Origin of the sequence: Streptomyces sp. NBC_01788 (genome assembly GCF_035917575.1) — a bacterium.
GTDB lineage: Bacteria > Actinomycetota > Actinomycetes > Streptomycetales > Streptomycetaceae > Streptomyces.
Map to the genome: position 1 here is coordinate 1531664 of NZ_CP109090.1, position 18491 is coordinate 1550154.

The window sequence follows — 18491 nt, forward strand, 5'->3', positions numbered from 1 at the left end:
CAACCCTAGGCGGTGCCCGGGACGTTTGGGTAGTCGGGCCGGGCATGGGAGGAGGATCCGGCCCTCTCCGGCCCGCTCACGGGAGCCGCAACCCGAGCGCCGTCTGGACCAGCACCGCGTGCAGCCGCACCGTGAGCTCGGCGAGCTCCTTGGCGCGGGCCTCCGCATGTGCCCTGGTCTGCGGGTTGCGGTGCCGCTTGAGCGGCGCCACCACCTGGTCGACGAGCCCGGCCTCCCGGTCGGCGGCCGCTTTCATCACCCGCAGATGCCGGGGCTCGATCCCGAAACGCCCCAGCTCGGACACGAGCGAGGCCACGGTCACCGCCTCGGCGCCGTAGGCACCGTCCGCGGGCGGAGTGAGCAGCCCGTACGACTCCCACTCCTGGAGCTCCTCCTCCTCGATGCCCACGGCGGCAAGCAGCTCGGCCCGCCCGATCCGGGCTCCCGCCGGCGCCTCGGCCGGCGGCGGCACGGATCCGCCCTCCCGCTGCCGGCCGACCGCCGGCAGATGGACCGCTTCGCCGCGCTCCATCGCGTCCAGGTACTCGCGGATCACCTTCAACGGCAGGTAGTGGTCACGCTGCATCCGCAGGACCAGGGCCAGCCGCTCGACGTCGCCGGTGCTGAACTTGCGGTACCCAGAGGGGGTGCGGCGCGGCTCGACGAGGCCTTCCGACTCCAGGAAGCGGATCTTGGAGACGGTGACCTCGGGAAACTCGCCGCGCAGCGCATTCAGCACCGCGCCGATGCTCTTCAGCCCACTGTCCGTGGCGGCGGTGCCGTGCCCGGCACCGCCGCTCGGTGATTGACGCATGGACCTTCCCTGACAGGTCAGACGCCCTGCCGGCTCGAGTAGAAGACCAGCCGGTACTTGCCGATCTGCACCTCGTCGCCGTTGGACAGAGCGACCTGGTCGATCGGCTCCCGGTTGACGTACGTGCCGTTCAGACTGCCGACGTCGGCCACCGTGAACGAACCGTCCGGGCTGCGGCGGAACTCGACGTGGCGGCGCGAGACCGTCACGTCGTCCAGGAAGATGTCGCTCTGCGGGTGACGCCCGGCCGTGGTCAGCTCGCCGTCCAGGAGGAAGCGGCTGCCGGAGTTCGGTCCGCGGCGCACCACCAGCAGGGCCGAGCCCAGCGGGAGCGCGTCGACGGCCGCCTGTGCCTCCGGAGACAGCATCGGCGTCTGGCCGGTGGCCTCGGCGTCGTAGGCCTCCAGACCGGAGATGGAGATCGTCGAGGTCGTCTCCGACGAGCGCTCCGGCGTCGCGCCGGGCCGCAGCGGCGCGCCACAGTTGGAACAGAAGCGGCTGTTCTCCGCGTTGCGGTTACCGCACCTCGAGCACACCAGGACGGACATGGACGGATCCTCCTGCCGCGGCTGCCCCGCAGGGGCATCGGACGCGTACGGGCCGGCCGCGAACCCTCCAGCCGTACCTGAGGTTGACGGTTCCCCGAAACCTATGCCGCCCGACTGGGCAGGGTCAACCGACGGCGCGCCCTGACCGGCCACCTGGTCCCTGAACAGCGGACGCTGACCCTCCGCGTCGGGCTGTGCGCGGTGACGGGCCGTCGCGTTCTCGCCGCCCTCTCGCGCACTCTTGCCGAACAACTTCGCAAACAACTTCACGGGCGATTCCCCTTGACCGAAACAGACCCGCCCGTGGGGCAGGACGAACCCTGACTGCATACACCGGTCGACCCGGACATCCTCACAACGTCCGTATCCACCAGACAGTTTCCACCACGCACCACCCAATCGGTGCGCCGACCCCCCGCAACCTCATGCCCCTGCCGGACGACCGCCATGCACCGCCGGTTCACTGCGAGGACGACCGAGCGTAGTCAGGCGCCTTCACCGCCCGCAAGGCGTCCACGACGATCTTGTCCGAACGGTCGATGGTCACCGTGGCCTGCTCCTTCTCCAGGGTCTGCACCACGCCTCCAGGAATGTTGAGCGCCGGTTCGAGGTCCTGCGGCTTGCCGATGACCTTGAAACGATACGGAGTGTTGATCTTGTTCCCGTCGACGTCCACACCCTTGCCGGAATCGGTCAGATAGGTGTTCGCGACCACCCGTACACCGTTCACCTCGATCGCCTCCGCACCAGCCGCGCGCAGCTCCTGTATCGCGTCGAGCAGCATGTGCGGCCGGACCGTTCCCTTCGTGTCCTCGATCGTGATCGTGATGCCGGGTCCCTGCGCCGCCACCGTGCCCGCGAGGATGCCGAGTTGCTTCTCCTTCTCGGCCGTCTGCCTGCGGGCCTCCTCGGCCTGGTCCGAGCTGTTCTCCAGCTCCTGGCGCTGCTTCTCCAGACCCTGCTTCTCATCCTCAAGACGCTGAGTCCGGTCGTCCAGTTCATCGAGGATGCGGACGAGATCCTCCTGCCGGGCGCCGCGGAGCGCGTTGTCGCCGCTGCTGTTGGACGCGACCTGGACCGCGAGTCCGAAACCGAGGCCGAACAGCAGCAGGGCGACGACGAGTTGGGCCCGGGTGAAGCGCGGCGGCCACAGCCCCTGGGCCAGCCGCTGGCGACCGGTCAGCGCGGGCTCGGAACTCTCCTCGGTGCCCGGGCCCTCACCGGCGGCCGTCCGCGCCGGCACTTCCTCGGGCAGCTCCTGACGCAGCCGCTGCTGCTCGGGCGGAGTGTCGTGCTGCCCGTTCCCGGGCTGTTCGTCCTGGTTGCTCATCACTCTCACGCCCGGAACACGTGCCGTCGGATCGCCGCGGCGTTGGAGAAGATGCGGATACCGAGGACGACCACCACACCCGTGGACAGCTGGGCACCCACGCCCAACTTGTCGCCCAGGAAGACGATCAGCGCCGCCACGACCACATTGGACAGGAACGACACGACGAAGACCTTGTCGTCGAAGATGCCGTCCAGCATGGCCCGCAGACCGCCGAAGACGGCGTCCAGCGCCGCGACGACGGCGATCGGCAGATAAGGCTCGACGACCGCCGGAACCTCCGGCCGGACCAACAGGCCGGCCACGACTCCCACGACGAGGCCCAGTACGGCGATCACGATGTGCCCTTCTCAGTGCTCGGCTGTGCTGTACGTACGATCACACTCGGTGCGGCGGCCAGCCGGAGGTCGCTCTCCACGGAGATGCTGCCCCGGATGCCGTAGTTGTCCTTCAGGGCCTGGAGGTAGAGCCCGTCGGGGCTGTCCTGGAACCGGTCGCTGAGCCGTTTCCCGTCCCCCACGGCGAGCACCGTGTACGGCGGCACCAATGGCTTGTTGTCGACCAGTATCGCGGCACCCGCTGCCCTGATCGCCGACAGGGCCGTCAGCCGCTGCCCGTTGATGGAGACGGCCTCGGCACCCGACTGCCACAGCCCGTTCACCACCCGCTGCATGTCCCGGTCACGCACCCGGCCCGTGTCGGAGAATCCTGACGTCCCCCGCGGACCGCCGCCGCTCGTGCCGGCCTCCTTGGCGTCGTCCACCACGAGCCGCACACCGGGGCCGTGCACCTCGCCGGCGCCCGCCAGCATGCTCACCAGGTCGGCCTGCGGGTTACCGCCCGTGTCGCGGAGCGCCTGGCGCTGCCGGGCGCTCACGTCGTCGCGCAGCTTGTCGACGGTCACCTCGAGCTCGTCGGCCGCCGCGGTCTCCTTGTCGATGCGGTCGATCAGCTCCTGGCGCTCCTTGGCGACGACCGGGGCCGCCACACGCGCCTGGGCCGCTCCCAGGGTCACCACGAGCGCGGCCAGCACCAGCCCGCCCGCCAGGCCGAGCTTGGCCCGGACGGTTTTCGGCATGCCGCTCTCGCCCGCGGCCTTCTTCCGGGCGGCGGCCTCGGCGTAACCGTCGTCGAGGCTGTGGTCCATGACGTTGGTGATCAACGACATGGAGGCGTCCGGTCGGGAGGGCCGCGCGGGGTTGCTCCGAATGGGGGGATGCTGCGGCATGCCGCACATCGTCGCACGACGTGGCCGTGACCTCCGAATGGGCCCACCGGCGTGCCGGACAGGCGCCCTTGGAGGTCACTTGTCCGGCACGCGCGCGTGCTGTCCGTTCTACCGGCCGCGGCCCTGCTCCAGCGGCCGGTCCACCTGCTGTTCTACCGGCCGGCGCTGTCCACGACCGCCGCCCACTCGTCCAGCAGCGCCTGGGCGGAGGCGTCGTCGGGTCCCTCTGCCCACAGATGGGTGACGGCCTCGGCCGGGTCGGGCAGGACCATCACCCAGCGGCCGTCGGTCTCCACGACCCGCACCCCGTCCGTGGTGTCCACGAAGCGGTCTCCGGCCGCCTCGACGACCCGGCGCATCACCAGGCCCTTCACGGCCCACGGCGTCGCCAGATCGCGCTTGAGAACGTGCGCGCGCGGGATCCGGGCGTCGATCTGGCTCAGGGTGAGCTGGGTGCGCGCGACCAGCCCGATGAGCCGTACGAACGCCGCCGTCCCGTCGTAGACACTGCTGAACTCCGGGACGATGAATCCGCCCTTGCCGTCGCCGCCGAAGATCGTCCCCTCCTCGCCGCCGACCCTTGTGAGGTCGTCGGGAGAGGTCGTCGTCCACTCCACCTGAGTGCCGTGGTAGGCGGCCACCTGCTCGGCGATCCGCGTGGTCGTGACGGGCAGCGCGACCCGGCCGCTGCGCCGCTCGGCGGCGATGAGGTCGAGCATCACCAGCAGTGCCCGGTCGTCCTCGATGATGCGGCCCCGCTCGTCGACGAGCGACAGCCGCTCGCCCACCGGGTCGAACCGCACACCGAACGCGGCCCCGGAGGACGCCACTATCTCCCCGAGCCGGACCAGACCCGCGCGCCGCATGTCGGCGGTCTCCGTCGGACGGGCCTCGTTCAGCCCCGGGTTGATCGTCAGTGAGTCCACACCGAGCTTGCCGAGCAGGCTGGGCAGAACAAGCCCGGCGCTGCCGTTCGAGGCGTCCACGACGACCTTGAGGCCCGACTCGGTGATCCCGGTGGTGTCGACGTTGCGCAGCAGCGAACCGGTGTACGAGTCGAAGACGCTGGACGGGAAGTACAGGTCACCGATCTCGCCCGGGAACGCACGCCGGTACTCCTGGCGCGCGAAGACCCGGTCCAGCTTGCGCTGGCTGCCCTGCGACAGGTCGGCGCCCTGTCCGTCGAAGAACATGATGTCGACCGAGTCGGGTACCCCGGGCGTGGTCCGGATCATGATGCCGCCGGCGCTGCCCCGCGCGGTCTGCTGCCGGGCCACCGGCAGCGGTACGTTCTCCAGGTCCCGTACGTCGATGGCGCTGGCCTGGAGGGCCGAGATCACCGCCCGCTTGAGCGCGCGGGCACCTCGGGAGTGGTCGCGGGCCGTGGTGACCGTGGAGCCCTTCTTGAGCGTGGTCGCGTAGGCGCCGGCGAGCCGTACGGCAAGCTCCGGGGTGATCTCCACGTTCAGGATCCCGGACACTCCGCGCGCCCCGAACAGGTGCGCCTGGCCCCGCGACTCCCAGATGACCGAGGTGTTGACGAAGGCGCCGGCCTCGATGGTCTTGAACGGATACACCCGGACATTGCCCTGCACGATCGATTCTTCACCGATCAGGCACTCGTCTCCGATGACCGCGCCGTCCTCGATCCGCGCCGCGCGCATGATGTCGGTGTTCTTGCCGACGACACAGCCGCGCAGGTTGCTGTGCTGGCCGATGTAGACGTTGTCGTGCACGACGGCCTTGTGCAGGAAGGCACCGCTCTTCACGACGACGTTGGAGCCGACGACGGTGTGCTCGCGGATCTCGGCGCCGGCCTCCACCTTGGCGTAGTCGCCGATGTAGAGCGGCCCGCGCAGCTCAGCGTCCGGGTGGACCTCGGCGCCCTCGGCGACCCAAACTCCCGGGGAGATCTCGAAGCCGTCGATCGCGACGTCGACCTTGCCCTCCAGGACGTCCGCTTGTGCCTTCACATAGCTCTCGTGGGTGCCTACGTCCTCCCAGTAGCCCTCGGCGATATAGCCGTAGATCGGCTTGCCTTCCTTCATCAGCTGTGGGAAGACGTCGCCGGACCAGTCGACCGGAACATCGGGGTCGACATAGTTGAACACCTCGGGCTCCATCACGTAGATGCCCGTGTTCACGGTGTCGGAGAAGACCTGGCCCCAGGTCGGCTTCTCCAGGAAGCGCTCGACCTTGCCTTCTTCGTCGACGATGGTGATACCGAATTCCAGCGGATTGGGCACGCGCGTGAGACACACGGTCACCATCGCTCCCTTTTCCTTGTGGAAATCGATCAGCTGAGTGAGGTCGAAGTCGGTCAGGGCATCGCCGGAGATGACGAGGAAGGCGTCGTCTTTCAACGCCTCCTCGGCGTTCTTGACGCTTCCGGCGGTTCCGAGTGGCTTCTCCTCATTGGCATAGGTGAGCTCCATTCCGAGCTCTTCACCATCTCCAAAGTAGTTCTTGACCAACGAGGCCAGGAACTGGACTGTGACGACGGTCTCATTCAGCCCATGCCTTTTGAGCAGCCGCAGCACATGCTCCATGATCGGCCGGTTGACCACCGGCAGGAGCGGCTTGGGCATACTCGAGGTCATCGGACGAAGGCGCGTGCCTTCGCCTCCGGCCATCACGACGGCCTTCATGTCGGAAGCGTCCTCCTCCAAAGAGACGACGATCTAGCCGACTGCACCCGTTCTGATTGTCCCGCACTTTTCTCAGGCGGGCCATCGGAGCCCCCGCGGCTGCCTCGATGAGGGAACTCAGTCGGCCATGGCGTCCGCACGGACCAGACGGCGGACTTGTACCACGTAGAGGACTCCTGCCCACCAATAGAGCGTTGTACCCCATCCGGCGAACGCCCATCCGAAAATAGCCGCGAGTGACGCGATCCATCCGCTGCCGTCACTGAGCAGCAACAAGGGGAACGCATACATCAGGTTGAACGTCGCCGCCTTACCCAGGAAGTTCACCTGCGGCGGCGGGTAGCCGTGCCTCCTGAGGACACCCACGGCCACCAGGAGCATCAATTCGCGTGCCACGAGCAGAGCCGTCAACCACAGCGGCAGAATCTCGCGCCAGGTGAGACCGAGGAGCGTGGAGAGGACGTAGAGTCGGTCGGCCGCGGGGTCGAGCAGCCGGCCGAGGCTGCTGACCTGGTTCCACCGTCGGGCGAGCTTGCCGTCGAGGTAGTCGCTGACGCCGCTCAACGCGAGCACCAGCAGGGCCCAGCCGTCACTCTTGGGGCCACCGAACTCCGGCCGGAGGATCAGCCACAGGAAGAGGGGTACGCCGACGAGCCGTGCCATGCTGAGGATGTTCGGGATGGTGAGGACTCGGTCCGTCTGGACGCGGGTCTCCTGGACCTCCACCCGGGGGCCTCCTGTGGGAAAGATACCGACGATGCCTCCTGACTTTACCCCAACGCAAAAAAGCTCCGGCTCCCGGGCTGTTTGCCCAGGAGCCGGAGCTCTAAAGGTAGTTCGGCGGCGTCCTACTCTCCCACAGGGTCCCCCCTGCAGTACCATCGGCGCTGTGAGGCTTAGCTTCCGGGTTCGGAATGTAACCGGGCGTTTCCCTCACGCTATGACCACCGAAACACTATGAAACTATCAACCGGAGCCGTAACACATGGCTACGACGGTTGTTCGTGGTTTCAGAACCAACACAGTGGACGCGAGCAACTGAGGACAAGCCCTCGGCCTATTAGTACCGGTCACCTCCACACGTTACCGTGCTTCCAGATCCGGCCTATCAACCCAGTCGTCTACTGGGAGCCTTACCCCATCAAGTGGGTGGGAGTCCTCATCTCGAAGCAGGCTTCCCGCTTAGATGCTTTCAGCGGTTATCCCTCCCGAACGTAGCCAACCAGCCATGCCCTTGGCAGGACAACTGGCACACCAGAGGTTCGTCCGTCCCGGTCCTCTCGTACTAGGGACAGCCCTTCTCAAGACTCCTACGCGCACAGCGGATAGGGACCGAACTGTCTCACGACGTTCTAAACCCAGCTCGCGTACCGCTTTAATGGGCGAACAGCCCAACCCTTGGGACCGACTCCAGCCCCAGGATGCGACGAGCCGACATCGAGGTGCCAAACCATCCCGTCGATATGGACTCTTGGGGAAGATCAGCCTGTTATCCCCGGGGTACCTTTTATCCGTTGAGCGACGGCGCTTCCACAAGCCACCGCCGGATCACTAGTCCCGACTTTCGTCCCTGCTCGACCCGTCGGTCTCACAGTCAAGCTCCCTTGTGCACTTACACTCAACACCTGATTGCCAACCAGGCTGAGGGAACCTTTGGGCGCCTCCGTTACTCTTTAGGAGGCAACCGCCCCAGTTAAACTACCCATCAGACACTGTCCCTGATCCGGATCACGGACCCAGGTTAGACATCCAGCACGACCAGACTGGTATTTCAACGACGACTCCACAACCACTGGCGTGGCCGCTTCAAAGTCTCCCAGCTATCCTACACAAGCCGAACCGAACACCAATATCAAACTGTAGTAAAGGTCCCGGGGTCTTTCCGTCCTGCTGCGCGAAACGAGCATCTTTACTCGTAGTGCAATTTCACCGGGCCTATGGTTGAGACAGTCGAGAAGTCGTTACGCCATTCGTGCAGGTCGGAACTTACCCGACAAGGAATTTCGCTACCTTAGGATGGTTATAGTTACCACCGCCGTTTACTGGCGCTTAAGTTCTCAGCTTCGCCCCACCGAAATGGAGCTAACCGGTCCCCTTAACGTTCCAGCACCGGGCAGGCGTCAGTCCGTATACATCGCCTTACGGCTTCGCACGGACCTGTGTTTTTAGTAAACAGTCGCTTCTCGCTGGTCTCTGCGGCCACCCCCAGCTCACCGTGTAAAACGGATCACCAGACGTGGCCCCCTTCTCCCGAAGTTACGGGGGCATTTTGCCGAGTTCCTTAACCATAGTTCACCCGAACGCCTCGGTATTCTCTACCTGACCACCTGAGTCGGTTTAGGGTACGGGCCGCCATGAAACTCGCTAGAGGCTTTTCTCGACAGCATAGGATCATCCACTTCACCACAATCGGCTCGGCATCGGGTCTCAGACACATGCCAGGCGGATTTACCTACCTGACGTCCTACACCCTTACCCCGGGACAACCACCGCCCGGGATGGACTACCTTCCTGCGTCACCCCATCACTCACCTACTAACCGCTTGGTTCGGCGGCTCCACCACTCCCCCTCACTCCGAAGAGATCAGAGGCGGCTTCACGGCCTTAGCATCACGATGCTCGATGTTTGACGCTTCACAGCGGGTACCGGAATATCAACCGGTTATCCATCGACTACGCCTGTCGGCCTCGCCTTAGGTCCCGACTTACCCTGGGCAGATCAGCTTGACCCAGGAACCCTTAGTCAATCGGCGCACACGTTTCTCACGTGTGTATCGCTACTCATGCCTGCATTCTCACTCGTCAACCGTCCACAACTACCTTCCGGTGCTGCTTCACCCGGCAGACGACGCTCCCCTACCCATCACGATCCCCGTTGGGGGTACATATCGCAATGACACGACTTCGGCGGTACGCTTGAGCCCCGCTACATTGTCGGCGCGGAATCACTAGACCAGTGAGCTATTACGCACTCTTTTAAGGGTGGCTGCTTCTAAGCCAACCTCCTGGTTGTCTGTGCGACTCCACATCCTTTCCCACTTAGCGTACGCTTAGGGGCCTTAGTCGATGCTCTGGGCTGTTTCCCTCTCGACCATGGAGCTTATCCCCCACAGTCTCACTGCCGCGCTCTCACTTACCGGCATTCGGAGTTTGGCTAAGGTCAGTAACCCGGTAGGGCCCATCGCCTATCCAGTGCTCTACCTCCGGCAAGAAACACACGACGCTGCACCTAAATGCATTTCGGGGAGAACCAGCTATCACGGAGTTTGATTGGCCTTTCACCCCTAACCACAGGTCATCCCCCAGGTTTTCAACCCTGGTGGGTTCGGTCCTCCACGAAGTCTTACCTCCGCTTCAACCTGCCCATGGCTAGATCACTCCGCTTCGGGTCTTGAGCGTGCTACTCCATCGCCCTATTCGGACTCGCTTTCGCTACGGCTACCCCACTCGGGTTAACCTCGCAACACACCGCAAACTCGCAGGCTCATTCTTCAAAAGGCACGCAGTCACGAGATGCAGCAAGCTGCATCCGACGCTCCCACGGCTTGTAGGCACACGGTTTCAGGTACTATTTCACTCCCCTCCCGGGGTACTTTTCACCATTCCCTCACGGTACTATCCGCTATCGGTCACCAGGGAATATTTAGGCTTAGCGGGTGGTCCCGCCAGATTCACACGGGATTTCTCGGGCCCCGTGCTACTTGGGTGTCTCTCAAACGAGCCGCTGACGTTTCGACTACGGGGGTCTTACCCTCTACGCCGGACCTTTCGCATGTCCTTCGTCTACATCAACGGTTTCTGACTCGTCCCACGGCCGGCAGACCGTGGAAGAGAGATCCCACAACCCCCACGACGCAACCCCTGCCGGGTCTCACACGTCGTAGGTTTAGCCTCATCCAGTTTCGCTCGCCACTACTCCCGGAATCACGGTTGTTTTCTCTTCCTGCGGGTACTGAGATGTTTCACTTCCCCGCGTTCCCTCCACTTGCCCTATGTGTTCAGACAAGGGTGACAGCCCATGACGACTGCCGGGTTTCCCCATTCGGAAACCCCCGGATCAAAGCCTGGTTGACGACTCCCCGGGGACTATCGTGGCCTCCCACGTCCTTCATCGGTTCCTGGTGCCAAGGCATCCACCGTGCGCCCTTAAAAACTTGGCCACAGATGCTCGCGTCCACTGTGCAGTTCTCAAACAACGACCAACCACCCGTCACAACCCGCCGAAGCAGATTTTTACCGGGGCCGGCAACCGAAGACCCGACCAGACGGCCGTGCCCTCAGACACCCAACAGCGTGCCCGACACCCTCGCCGCTGAGATCCACGTTCCACGCCGAAGCAGTACTAGTGGTCCCAACCGGACCGAGTGTGCCGAATAATCAACGTTCCACCCATGAGCAACCAGCACCGGACATTCGCCGATGTACTGGCCTCTGACCGAGCGAACCCGGTAAGAAGTGCTCCTTAGAAAGGAGGTGATCCAGCCGCACCTTCCGGTACGGCTACCTTGTTACGACTTCGTCCCAATCGCCAGTCCCACCTTCGACAGCTCCCTCCCACAAGGGGTTGGGCCACCGGCTTCGGGTGTTACCGACTTTCGTGACGTGACGGGCGGTGTGTACAAGGCCCGGGAACGTATTCACCGCAGCAATGCTGATCTGCGATTACTAGCAACTCCGACTTCATGGGGTCGAGTTGCAGACCCCAATCCGAACTGAGACCGGCTTTTTGAGATTCGCTCCACCTCACGGTATCGCAGCTCATTGTACCGGCCATTGTAGCACGTGTGCAGCCCAAGACATAAGGGGCATGATGACTTGACGTCGTCCCCACCTTCCTCCGAGTTGACCCCGGCGGTCTCCTGTGAGTCCCCATCACCCCGAAGGGCATGCTGGCAACACAGAACAAGGGTTGCGCTCGTTGCGGGACTTAACCCAACATCTCACGACACGAGCTGACGACAGCCATGCACCACCTGTACACCGACCACAAGGGGGGCACTATCTCTAATGCTTTCCGGTGTATGTCAAGCCTTGGTAAGGTTCTTCGCGTTGCGTCGAATTAAGCCACATGCTCCGCTGCTTGTGCGGGCCCCCGTCAATTCCTTTGAGTTTTAGCCTTGCGGCCGTACTCCCCAGGCGGGGAACTTAATGCGTTAGCTGCGGCACCGACGACGTGGAATGTCGCCAACACCTAGTTCCCACCGTTTACGGCGTGGACTACCAGGGTATCTAATCCTGTTCGCTCCCCACGCTTTCGCTCCTCAGCGTCAGTAATGGCCCAGAGATCCGCCTTCGCCACCGGTGTTCCTCCTGATATCTGCGCATTTCACCGCTACACCAGGAATTCCGATCTCCCCTACCACACTCTAGCTAGCCCGTATCGAATGCAGACCCGGGGTTAAGCCCCGGGCTTTCACACCCGACGTGACAAGCCGCCTACGAGCTCTTTACGCCCAATAATTCCGGACAACGCTTGCGCCCTACGTATTACCGCGGCTGCTGGCACGTAGTTAGCCGGCGCTTCTTCTGCAGGTACCGTCACTTTCGCTTCTTCCCTGCTGAAAGAGGTTTACAACCCGAAGGCCGTCATCCCTCACGCGGCGTCGCTGCATCAGGCTTTCGCCCATTGTGCAATATTCCCCACTGCTGCCTCCCGTAGGAGTCTGGGCCGTGTCTCAGTCCCAGTGTGGCCGGTCGCCCTCTCAGGCCGGCTACCCGTCGTCGCCTTGGTGAGCCATTACCTCACCAACAAGCTGATAGGCCGCGGGCTCATCCTTCACCGCCGGAGCTTTCAACTCCCGCAGATGCCTGCAGGAGTGATATCCGGTATTAGACCCCGTTTCCAGGGCTTGTCCCAGAGTGAAGGGCAGATTGCCCACGTGTTACTCACCCGTTCGCCACTAATCCCCACCGAAGTGGTTCATCGTTCGACTTGCATGTGTTAAGCACGCCGCCAGCGTTCGTCCTGAGCCAGGATCAAACTCTCCGTGAATGCTTGCTCGGCCAGTAAATTAATACTGCCGGCGACACATCACGAGAGCGGAACCAGAGGGGAGGAATAGTCCCCTCGGTTCACAGCGTCCTCGCTGTGTTTTTTCAAAGGAACCTCGTCCCAGCGAATGCTGGAGACGGGGTATCAACATATCTGGCGTTGATTTTTGGCACGCTGTTGAGTTCTCAAGGAACGGACGCTTCCTTTGTACTCACCCTCTCGGGCTTTCCTCCGGGCGCTTCCCTTCGGTGATCCAAACTCTATCAGGCTTTTTCTGTCTCTCTGACCACCGTCCTGCAGGCATGCAGAAGATGACCCCGAGATAGGATCTGACAAGTATGGATGCTGCCGGTCAAGGACGCCTGGTGACGTCACTCAGCCCCGAGCAGGGGTACGACTGTACATGGACCCGCGGAGTGGGTGCAAACCGCTTCGATTGGTGGTCTAGACCACCAACGTGAGCTGTGTAAGCTCTCGCCCGTAACCGGTACTTACCGTGACATAGCTTGCCGCCACACCGCGCCGGCTCCGGCGATCAGTGACGGCGCACACGAATCTCCACCCCTGGGAGGCTTCCCATGACCACCGTGACGTCCCCCGTCGCAGGACGCGCCATCGGACTGGCGGCCGTGCCGGACCCGGTCTTCTCCGGAGCCATGGTCGGCCCCGGCACGGCGCTCGACCCGGTACGTGAGCCCGCCGACGCCGTGGCCCCCGTGGACGGAGTCATCGTCTCGCTGCACCCGCACGCCTTCGTCGTCGTCGACGAGCAGGGGCGCGGAGTCCTCACCCACCTCGGCATCGACACCGTGCAGCTCAACGGCGAGGGGTTCGAGCTGCTGGTGAAGAAGGGCGACACGGTCGTGCGCGGTCAGGCGGTGGTGCGCTGGAACCCCGCCGCCGTCGAAGCCGTCGGCAAGTCCCCCGTGTGCCCGGTCGTGGCCCTGGAGGCCACCGCCGACAGCCTCTCCGATCTTCGCGACAGCGGAGAGGTGAAGACCGGCGACAGCCTCTTCACCTGGAAGTGACGCCACTGCCTCCCCAGGGACGGCCTCCCGAGGGGCGGCGCACATCAACCACCGCGGCGGTGGGACCCGCCGCACTACCGGAGACAGGTGAGATGGAGACAACGCTGCGAGGCGTCGGTGTGAGCCACGGTGTGGCGATCGGCGAGGTTCGGCACATGGGAACGGCGGTGCTGGAGCCGCCCGCCAAGCAGATCCCCGCAGAGGAGGCGGAGCGCGAACAGGGGCGCGCCCGCCAGGCGGTGGAGGCCGTGGCGGCCGATCTGATGGCACGCGGCCATCTGGCCGGGGGCGAAGCGCAGGCCGTGCTCGAGGCACAGGCCCTGATGGCGCAGGACCCCGAGCTGATCGCGGATGTGGAGCGGCGTATCGCCGTCGGCAGCACGGCCGAGCGGGCCGTGTACGACGCGTTCGCCGCCTACCGGGACCTGCTCGCCGCCGCCGGTGAGTACTTCGCGGGCCGGGTGGCCGACCTGGACGACGTGCGGAATCGTATCGTCGCCCGTCTGCTCGGGGTGCCGATGCCGGGCGTGCCGGACAGCGACGAGCCGTACGTGCTGGTCGCCCGTGACCTGGCGCCGGCGGACACGGCGCTGCTGGACCCGACGCTGGTCCTGGGCTTCGTCACCGAGGAGGGCGGGCCGACGAGTCACAGCGCGATCCTGGCGCGGGCGCTCGGTGTGCCGGCCGTCGTCGCACTGCCCGGCGCCGTCGAACTGGCCGAGGGCACGGTGATCGCCGTCGACGGCAGTACCGGTGAGATCTTCGTGAACCCCGGTGAGGAGAAGAAGGCTCAGCTGGAGGCCGCTGCCGCCGAGCGCAGGGCCGCGCTGGCATCCGCGACCGGTCCCGGTGCCACGTCGGACGGCCACAAGGTGCCGCTGCTCGCGAACATCGGCGGTCCCGCGGACGTGCCCGCGGCGCTCGAAGCCGGTGCCGAGGGTGTGGGTCTGTTCCGGACCGAGTTCCTGTTCCTGGACGACAACAAGAACGCGCCGTCCGAGGAGAAGCAGGTCGCGACCTACCGGCAGGTGCTGGAGGCCTTCCCCGAGGGCCGGGTCGTGGTGCGTGTGCTGGACGCGGGCGCGGACAAGCCGCTGGACTTCCTGACGCCGGCCGACGAGCCGAACCCGGCTCTCGGTGTGCGGGGGCTGCGGACGCTGCTCGAACACCCGGAGGTGCTGCGCACCCAGCTTTCGGCGCTCGCCAAGGCCGCCGAGGGCCTGCCGGTCTACCTCGAGGTGATGGCCCCGATGGTCGCGGACCGGACGGACGCGAGGGCGTTCGCGGACGCGTGCCGTGCCGCGGGGCTGCGGGCGAAGTTCGGTGCGATGGTCGAGATCCCGTCGGCCGCGCTGCGGGCGCGCTCGGTGCTTCAGGAGGTGGAGTTCCTTTCGCTGGGGACCAACGACCTCGCGCAGTACACCTTCGCCGCCGACCGTCAGGTGGGTGCGGTGTCGCGCCTGCAGGACCCCTGGCAGCCCGCGCTGCTCGACCTGGTCGCGATCGCCACCGAGGCTGCGCGGGCCGAGGGCAAGAGCTGCGGTGTCTGCGGTGAGGCCGCGTCCGACCCGCTGCTCGCGTGTGTGCTGACCGGTCTGGGGGTCACCTCCCTTTCCATGGGCGCGGCGTCGCTTCCCTATGTACGGGCGACGCTGGCGAAGTTCACGCTGGCGCAGTGCGAGCGTGCGGCGGCCGCGGCGCGTGCCGCGGACAGCGCGGACGAGGCGCGCAGCGCGGCGCAGGCGGTGCTGTCCGGCGAGTGACCGGGGCCGGCCGTCAGCGGCCGGTTCGCGAGGGGCGCTCCACCTGTCCGGTGGGGCGCCCCTCGGGTGTTCAGCCGTGCCGCGGTGCCGGTCCTTCTTCTCCGAGGTCGGGCGGCTCGCCGTAGTCGACGCCGGATTCCGGGGAGATGAGGTCGCCGGACTCGATGTCGGTGCAGTAGGCGTCGAAGACCTCGCCGGCGGTGAGGGGTTCGAGGCCGCCGGCGCGCAGACGCCAGCCGTAGACGCGGTCGGCGGTGCCGGGGGCGGTGGTGCGCATGACCAGTCCGCCGGGGCCGTCGGTGGCGATGCCGAGGGCGAGGACCGTGGTGAACTCCAGGGCTTCGGCCTCGTCGAGCTGGGTGGTGTCGCCTTCGTCGTCGGCGTGGAGGACGGCGAGGAGGGTTTCGGGTGTGCTGGTGACGCTGCACACCAGGTGCCGGTTGCCCGGCGGAGCCGTGTCGAGGACGCGGACGACGAGGTCCGCTGCTCGGGCGAAGGCGGCGCGGCCGATGTTCTCGCCGCAGGAGGCGCAGGGGCCGAGCCGGGCCAGGAGTGTGGAGGCGTACTCCCAGGTGGCCTGGCGGACGGCCTCGTCGACGAGGTCGGGGACGAGTTCGGCCAGGGGCCGACCGTCGTAGGGAAGGGCGGGTCCCGTGCCGGCGAGTTCGGCGGTGAAGCGGGCGCGGCTGGACGGGACGTCGGGGTCGAGACCGGTGGCCGCGCAGTATTCGGCGTACTCCTCCGGGTCGAAGAGGGCCACGGTGGTGTGGCCGCCCTGCGCGGCCACGAGGCGGAGGAGTTTCTCGACCTGTTCGAGGTAGGTGGTGTGGTCGTCGAAGGTGAAGCTGCGGTAGCGCAGCATGGCGCGGAAGTCCTGTTCGTCGGTGAGCAGGCCGATGGTGCCGGCGATCTCCCGGCGCAGGACGCGCCGCATGGTCAGGTGGTCGGTGTGCGCCATGTTTCCCCCTGTGAGCGCAGTCGATCTGTGCTCACTCACCGTAATCGGCACCACTGACAACGGGGCCGGGCAGGTGTTCACGGGGCTTGCGGTCCCCCCTCCGGGGGTGGGGGGGGGACCGGGGCGCTCAGGCGCGCTTGCGGGCCAGTTCCTCGTAGAAGCGCAGCAGGTCGAGGTCGTCGACCGAGCCGGGGTTGACCGCCTTGTCCAGCGGTGTGCCCTGGAGGAGGCGCTTTACCGGGACCTCGATGCGCTTGCCGGTGAGGGTGTGCGGGATGCCCGGCACCTCGATGACCTCGTCGGGGACGTGACGGGGGGAGAGCTGTTCGCGGATGGTCCCCTTGATGCGGCCGAGCAGCGCGTCGTCGAGGGCGGCGCCGGGGGTCAGTTGCACGAAGAGGGGCATCCAGTAGCCGCCGTCGGGCTGTTCGACGCCGATGACGAGGGATTCCTTGATCTCGGGGAGGCGTTCGACGGCTTCGTAGATGTCGGCGGAGCCCATCCGCACGCCCTGGCGGTTGAGCGTGGAGTCGGAGCGGCCGTGGATGATCACCGAGCCGCGGGAGGTGAGCGTGATCCAGTCGCCGTGCCGCCACACGCCGGGATACATGGCGAAGTAGCTGTCGTGGTAGCGGCTGCCGTCAGGGTCGTTCCAGAAGTGGATCGGCATGGACGGCATGGGGTTGGTGACCACGAGTTCGCCGACCTCGTCGATCAGCGGTGTGCCGTTCGGGTCCCAGGACTGCAGGTCGGTGCCCAGGCACGGGGCCTGGAGCTCGCCGATGTGGACCGGGAGGGTCGGTACGGCTCCGGCGAAGCAGGAGCACACGTCGGTGCCGCCGCTGACGGAGGCGATCCACAGATCTTCGCGGACCTCGTCGTGCAGCCAGCGGAATCCGTCGGGCGGCAGCGGTGATCCGGTCGTTGCGACGCACTGCACCGTCGACAGGTCGAAGTCGCGCGAGGGGTGCACTCCCGCCTTGCGGCAGGCCATGACGTAGGCGGCGGAGGTGCCGAACAGGGTGGCTCCGGTGCGTTCGGCGATACGCCACTGGGCGCCGGTGTCGGGATACCCGGGGCTGCCGTCGTACAGGATGATCGTCGTTCCGGTCAGCAGTCCGGAGACGAGGAAGTTCCACATCATCCAGCCGGTCGACGTGTACCAGAAGAAGCGGTCGCCGGGGCCGAGGTCGCAGTGCAGGCCGAGCTGCTTGAGGTGCTCGACGAGGATGCCGCCCTGGGACTGCACGATCGCCTTGGGCAGGCCGGTGGTGCCCGAGGAGTACAGCACCCACAGGGGGTGGTCGAAGGGCACCGGTTCGAAGACGGGTGCGACGTCGGCGGAGGTCAGGCCGGACCACTCCAGGGCGCCCTCGGGGGCTTCGGTGCCGAGGAGCGGGATGTGGACGACCGCGCGCAGGGTGGGCAGTTCGCGGCGCAGTTCGGCGACGACGTCACTGCGGTCGTGCTCCTTGCCGCCGTAGCGGTAGCCGTCGACGGTGAACAGGACGACGGGTTCCACCTGCTGGAAGCGGTCGAGGACGCTGCGGGCGCCGAAGTCCGGGGCGCAGGAGGTCCAGACGGCGCCGACGGCGGCCGTGGCGAGGAGGGCGACGACGGCCTCGGGGATGTTCGGCAGGTAGCCGCTGATCCTGTCCCCCGGGCGTACGCCGAGGGCGCGCAGCTCGGCGGCCAGGGAGCCCACCTGGCGGCGCAGCTCGGACCAGGTCACCGGGCGCGGTTCGTGCGTCTCGTCGACGTGGAGGAGGGCGGGCTCGTCCGCGCGTGTGGCGGCCGCGCGCAGGGCGTGCTCCGCGTAGTTCAGGGTGGCGCCGGGAAACCACTCGGCGCCGGGCATCGACCGGTCGCCCAGCACGCGCGCGTAGGGGCTGGTGAACCGTACGTCGAACCACTCCGTGACGGCTTTCCAGAAGGCTTCCAGCTCGTCGACGGACCAGCGGTGCAGGGCCGGGTAGCCGCCCAGGGCCGGAGCGCCGTGGTGCTCGGCCGCCCAGGTCTGGAACTTCGTGATCTGTGCCTGGGCGATCCGCTGCGGATCGGGCCGCCAGAGCGGCTGGGGGTTCGCGGTCGACATGGTGCGGCTCCCGGACTGTGCGCGTCGTGTGCGTCGGTCCGCGCACGTGCTGGGGGTGTGCGCGTGACGCGGCTGACACGGACGATG

At 66.1% G+C, this 18491-nt stretch carries 11 protein-coding genes and 3 rRNA genes; 2 read left to right on the forward strand and 12 right to left on the reverse strand.

The annotated features are described in order from the left end of the window. Positions 1-76 precede the first annotated feature (76 nt). From ftsR to OIE49_RS07210, 10 genes are all read right to left on the reverse strand, one after another. A complete protein-coding gene (gene ftsR / locus OIE49_RS07165; RefSeq protein ID WP_326801599.1) occupies positions 77-814 on the reverse strand; it encodes a transcriptional regulator FtsR in 738 nt (245 codons plus the stop codon). A 17-nt stretch (positions 815-831) separates the two neighbouring features. After that, positions 832-1692 carry an FHA domain-containing protein gene (locus OIE49_RS07170; RefSeq protein ID WP_199836519.1) on the reverse strand — a complete coding sequence of 287 codons (861 nt, stop codon included), beginning with the start codon at positions 1690-1692 and terminating at the stop codon, positions 832-834. Positions 1693-1822: 130 nt separating this feature from the next. Further along, positions 1823-2692: a DUF881 domain-containing protein gene (locus OIE49_RS07175; protein WP_326801600.1), complete on the reverse strand. Its 870-nt coding sequence runs from the start codon at positions 2690-2692 to the stop codon at positions 1823-1825. Between the two features lie 5 nt (positions 2693-2697). Continuing rightward, positions 2698-3030, reverse strand: a complete 333-nt coding sequence (locus OIE49_RS07180; protein ID WP_003988855.1) for a small basic family protein — start codon at positions 3028-3030, stop codon at positions 2698-2700. Further along, positions 3027-3920, reverse strand: a complete 894-nt coding sequence (locus OIE49_RS07185; protein ID WP_383730946.1) for a DUF881 domain-containing protein — start codon at positions 3918-3920, stop codon at positions 3027-3029. The genes OIE49_RS07180 and OIE49_RS07185 overlap by 4 nt, the downstream gene beginning before the upstream one ends. A 152-nt stretch (positions 3921-4072) precedes the next feature. Further along, positions 4073-6568, reverse strand: a complete 2496-nt coding sequence (locus OIE49_RS07190) for a mannose-1-phosphate guanyltransferase (RefSeq protein ID WP_326801602.1) — start codon at positions 6566-6568, stop codon at positions 4073-4075. Between the two features lie 117 nt (positions 6569-6685). Next, a complete protein-coding gene (locus OIE49_RS07195; protein WP_100567216.1) occupies positions 6686-7294 on the reverse strand; it encodes a CDP-alcohol phosphatidyltransferase family protein in 609 nt (202 codons plus the stop codon). Positions 7295-7403: 109 nt separating this feature from the next. Next, a 5S ribosomal RNA gene (gene rrf, locus OIE49_RS07200) occupies positions 7404-7520 on the reverse strand. A gap of 88 nt (positions 7521-7608) precedes the next feature. Continuing rightward, positions 7609-10728: ribosomal RNA gene (locus tag OIE49_RS07205) — 23S ribosomal RNA — on the reverse strand. Positions 10729-11034: 306 nt separating this feature from the next. Further along, positions 11035-12560 (reverse strand): 16S ribosomal RNA (locus OIE49_RS07210). Together the 16S, 23S and 5S rRNA genes form the textbook arrangement of a ribosomal RNA operon. 578 nt (positions 12561-13138) lie before the next feature. Here OIE49_RS07210 and OIE49_RS07215 point away from each other — a divergent pair. Together OIE49_RS07215 and ptsP are read left to right on the forward strand one after the other, a co-directional pair. Further along, the gene (locus OIE49_RS07215) at positions 13139-13588 is read left to right on the forward strand and encodes a PTS sugar transporter subunit IIA (protein ID WP_326801603.1); all 450 of its coding nucleotides are present in this window, start codon (positions 13139-13141) and stop codon (positions 13586-13588) included. Positions 13589-13680: 92 nt separating this feature from the next. Beyond that, entirely contained in the window at positions 13681-15351 is a 1671-nt protein-coding gene (ptsP, locus tag OIE49_RS07220) for a phosphoenolpyruvate--protein phosphotransferase (RefSeq protein WP_326801604.1), read from the forward strand. 70 nt (positions 15352-15421) lie between these two features. On the opposite strand, the gene OIE49_RS07225 is transcribed toward ptsP, so the two are convergent. Both OIE49_RS07225 and OIE49_RS07230 read right to left on the reverse strand, forming a co-directional pair. Continuing rightward, entirely contained in the window at positions 15422-16309 is an 888-nt protein-coding gene (locus tag OIE49_RS07225; protein WP_326801605.1) for a hypothetical protein, read from the reverse strand. Positions 16310-16436: 127 nt separating this feature from the next. Further along, the gene (locus OIE49_RS07230) at positions 16437-18404 is read right to left on the reverse strand and encodes an acetoacetate--CoA ligase (protein ID WP_326801606.1); all 1968 of its coding nucleotides are present in this window, start codon (positions 18402-18404) and stop codon (positions 16437-16439) included. Between the last annotated feature and the right edge of the window lie 87 nt (positions 18405-18491).

Coding starts and splice junctions, on each gene's coding strand:
- OIE49_RS07170 (WP_199836519.1), bottom strand. CDS start 1,692: ATGCAGTCAGGGTTCGTCCTGCCCCACGGGCGGGTCTGTTTCGGTCAA.
- OIE49_RS07190 (WP_326801602.1), bottom strand. CDS start 6,568: ATGAAGGCCGTCGTGATGGCCGGAGGCGAAGGCACGCGCCTTCGTCCG.
- OIE49_RS07185 (WP_383730946.1), bottom strand. CDS start 3,920: ATGCCGCAGCATCCCCCCATTCGGAGCAACCCCGCGCGGCCCTCCCGA.
- OIE49_RS07230 (WP_326801606.1), bottom strand. CDS start 18,404: ATGTCGACCGCGAACCCCCAGCCGCTCTGGCGGCCCGATCCGCAGCGG.
- OIE49_RS07225 (WP_326801605.1), bottom strand. CDS start 16,309: ATGGCGCACACCGACCACCTGACCATGCGGCGCGTCCTGCGCCGGGAG.
- OIE49_RS07175 (WP_326801600.1), bottom strand. CDS start 2,692: ATGAGCAACCAGGACGAACAGCCCGGGAACGGGCAGCACGACACTCCG.
- ftsR (WP_326801599.1), bottom strand. CDS start 814: ATGCGTCAATCACCGAGCGGCGGTGCCGGGCACGGCACCGCCGCCACG.
- ptsP (WP_326801604.1), top strand. CDS start 13,681: ATGGAGACAACGCTGCGAGGCGTCGGTGTGAGCCACGGTGTGGCGATC.
- OIE49_RS07215 (WP_326801603.1), top strand. CDS start 13,139: ATGACCACCGTGACGTCCCCCGTCGCAGGACGCGCCATCGGACTGGCG.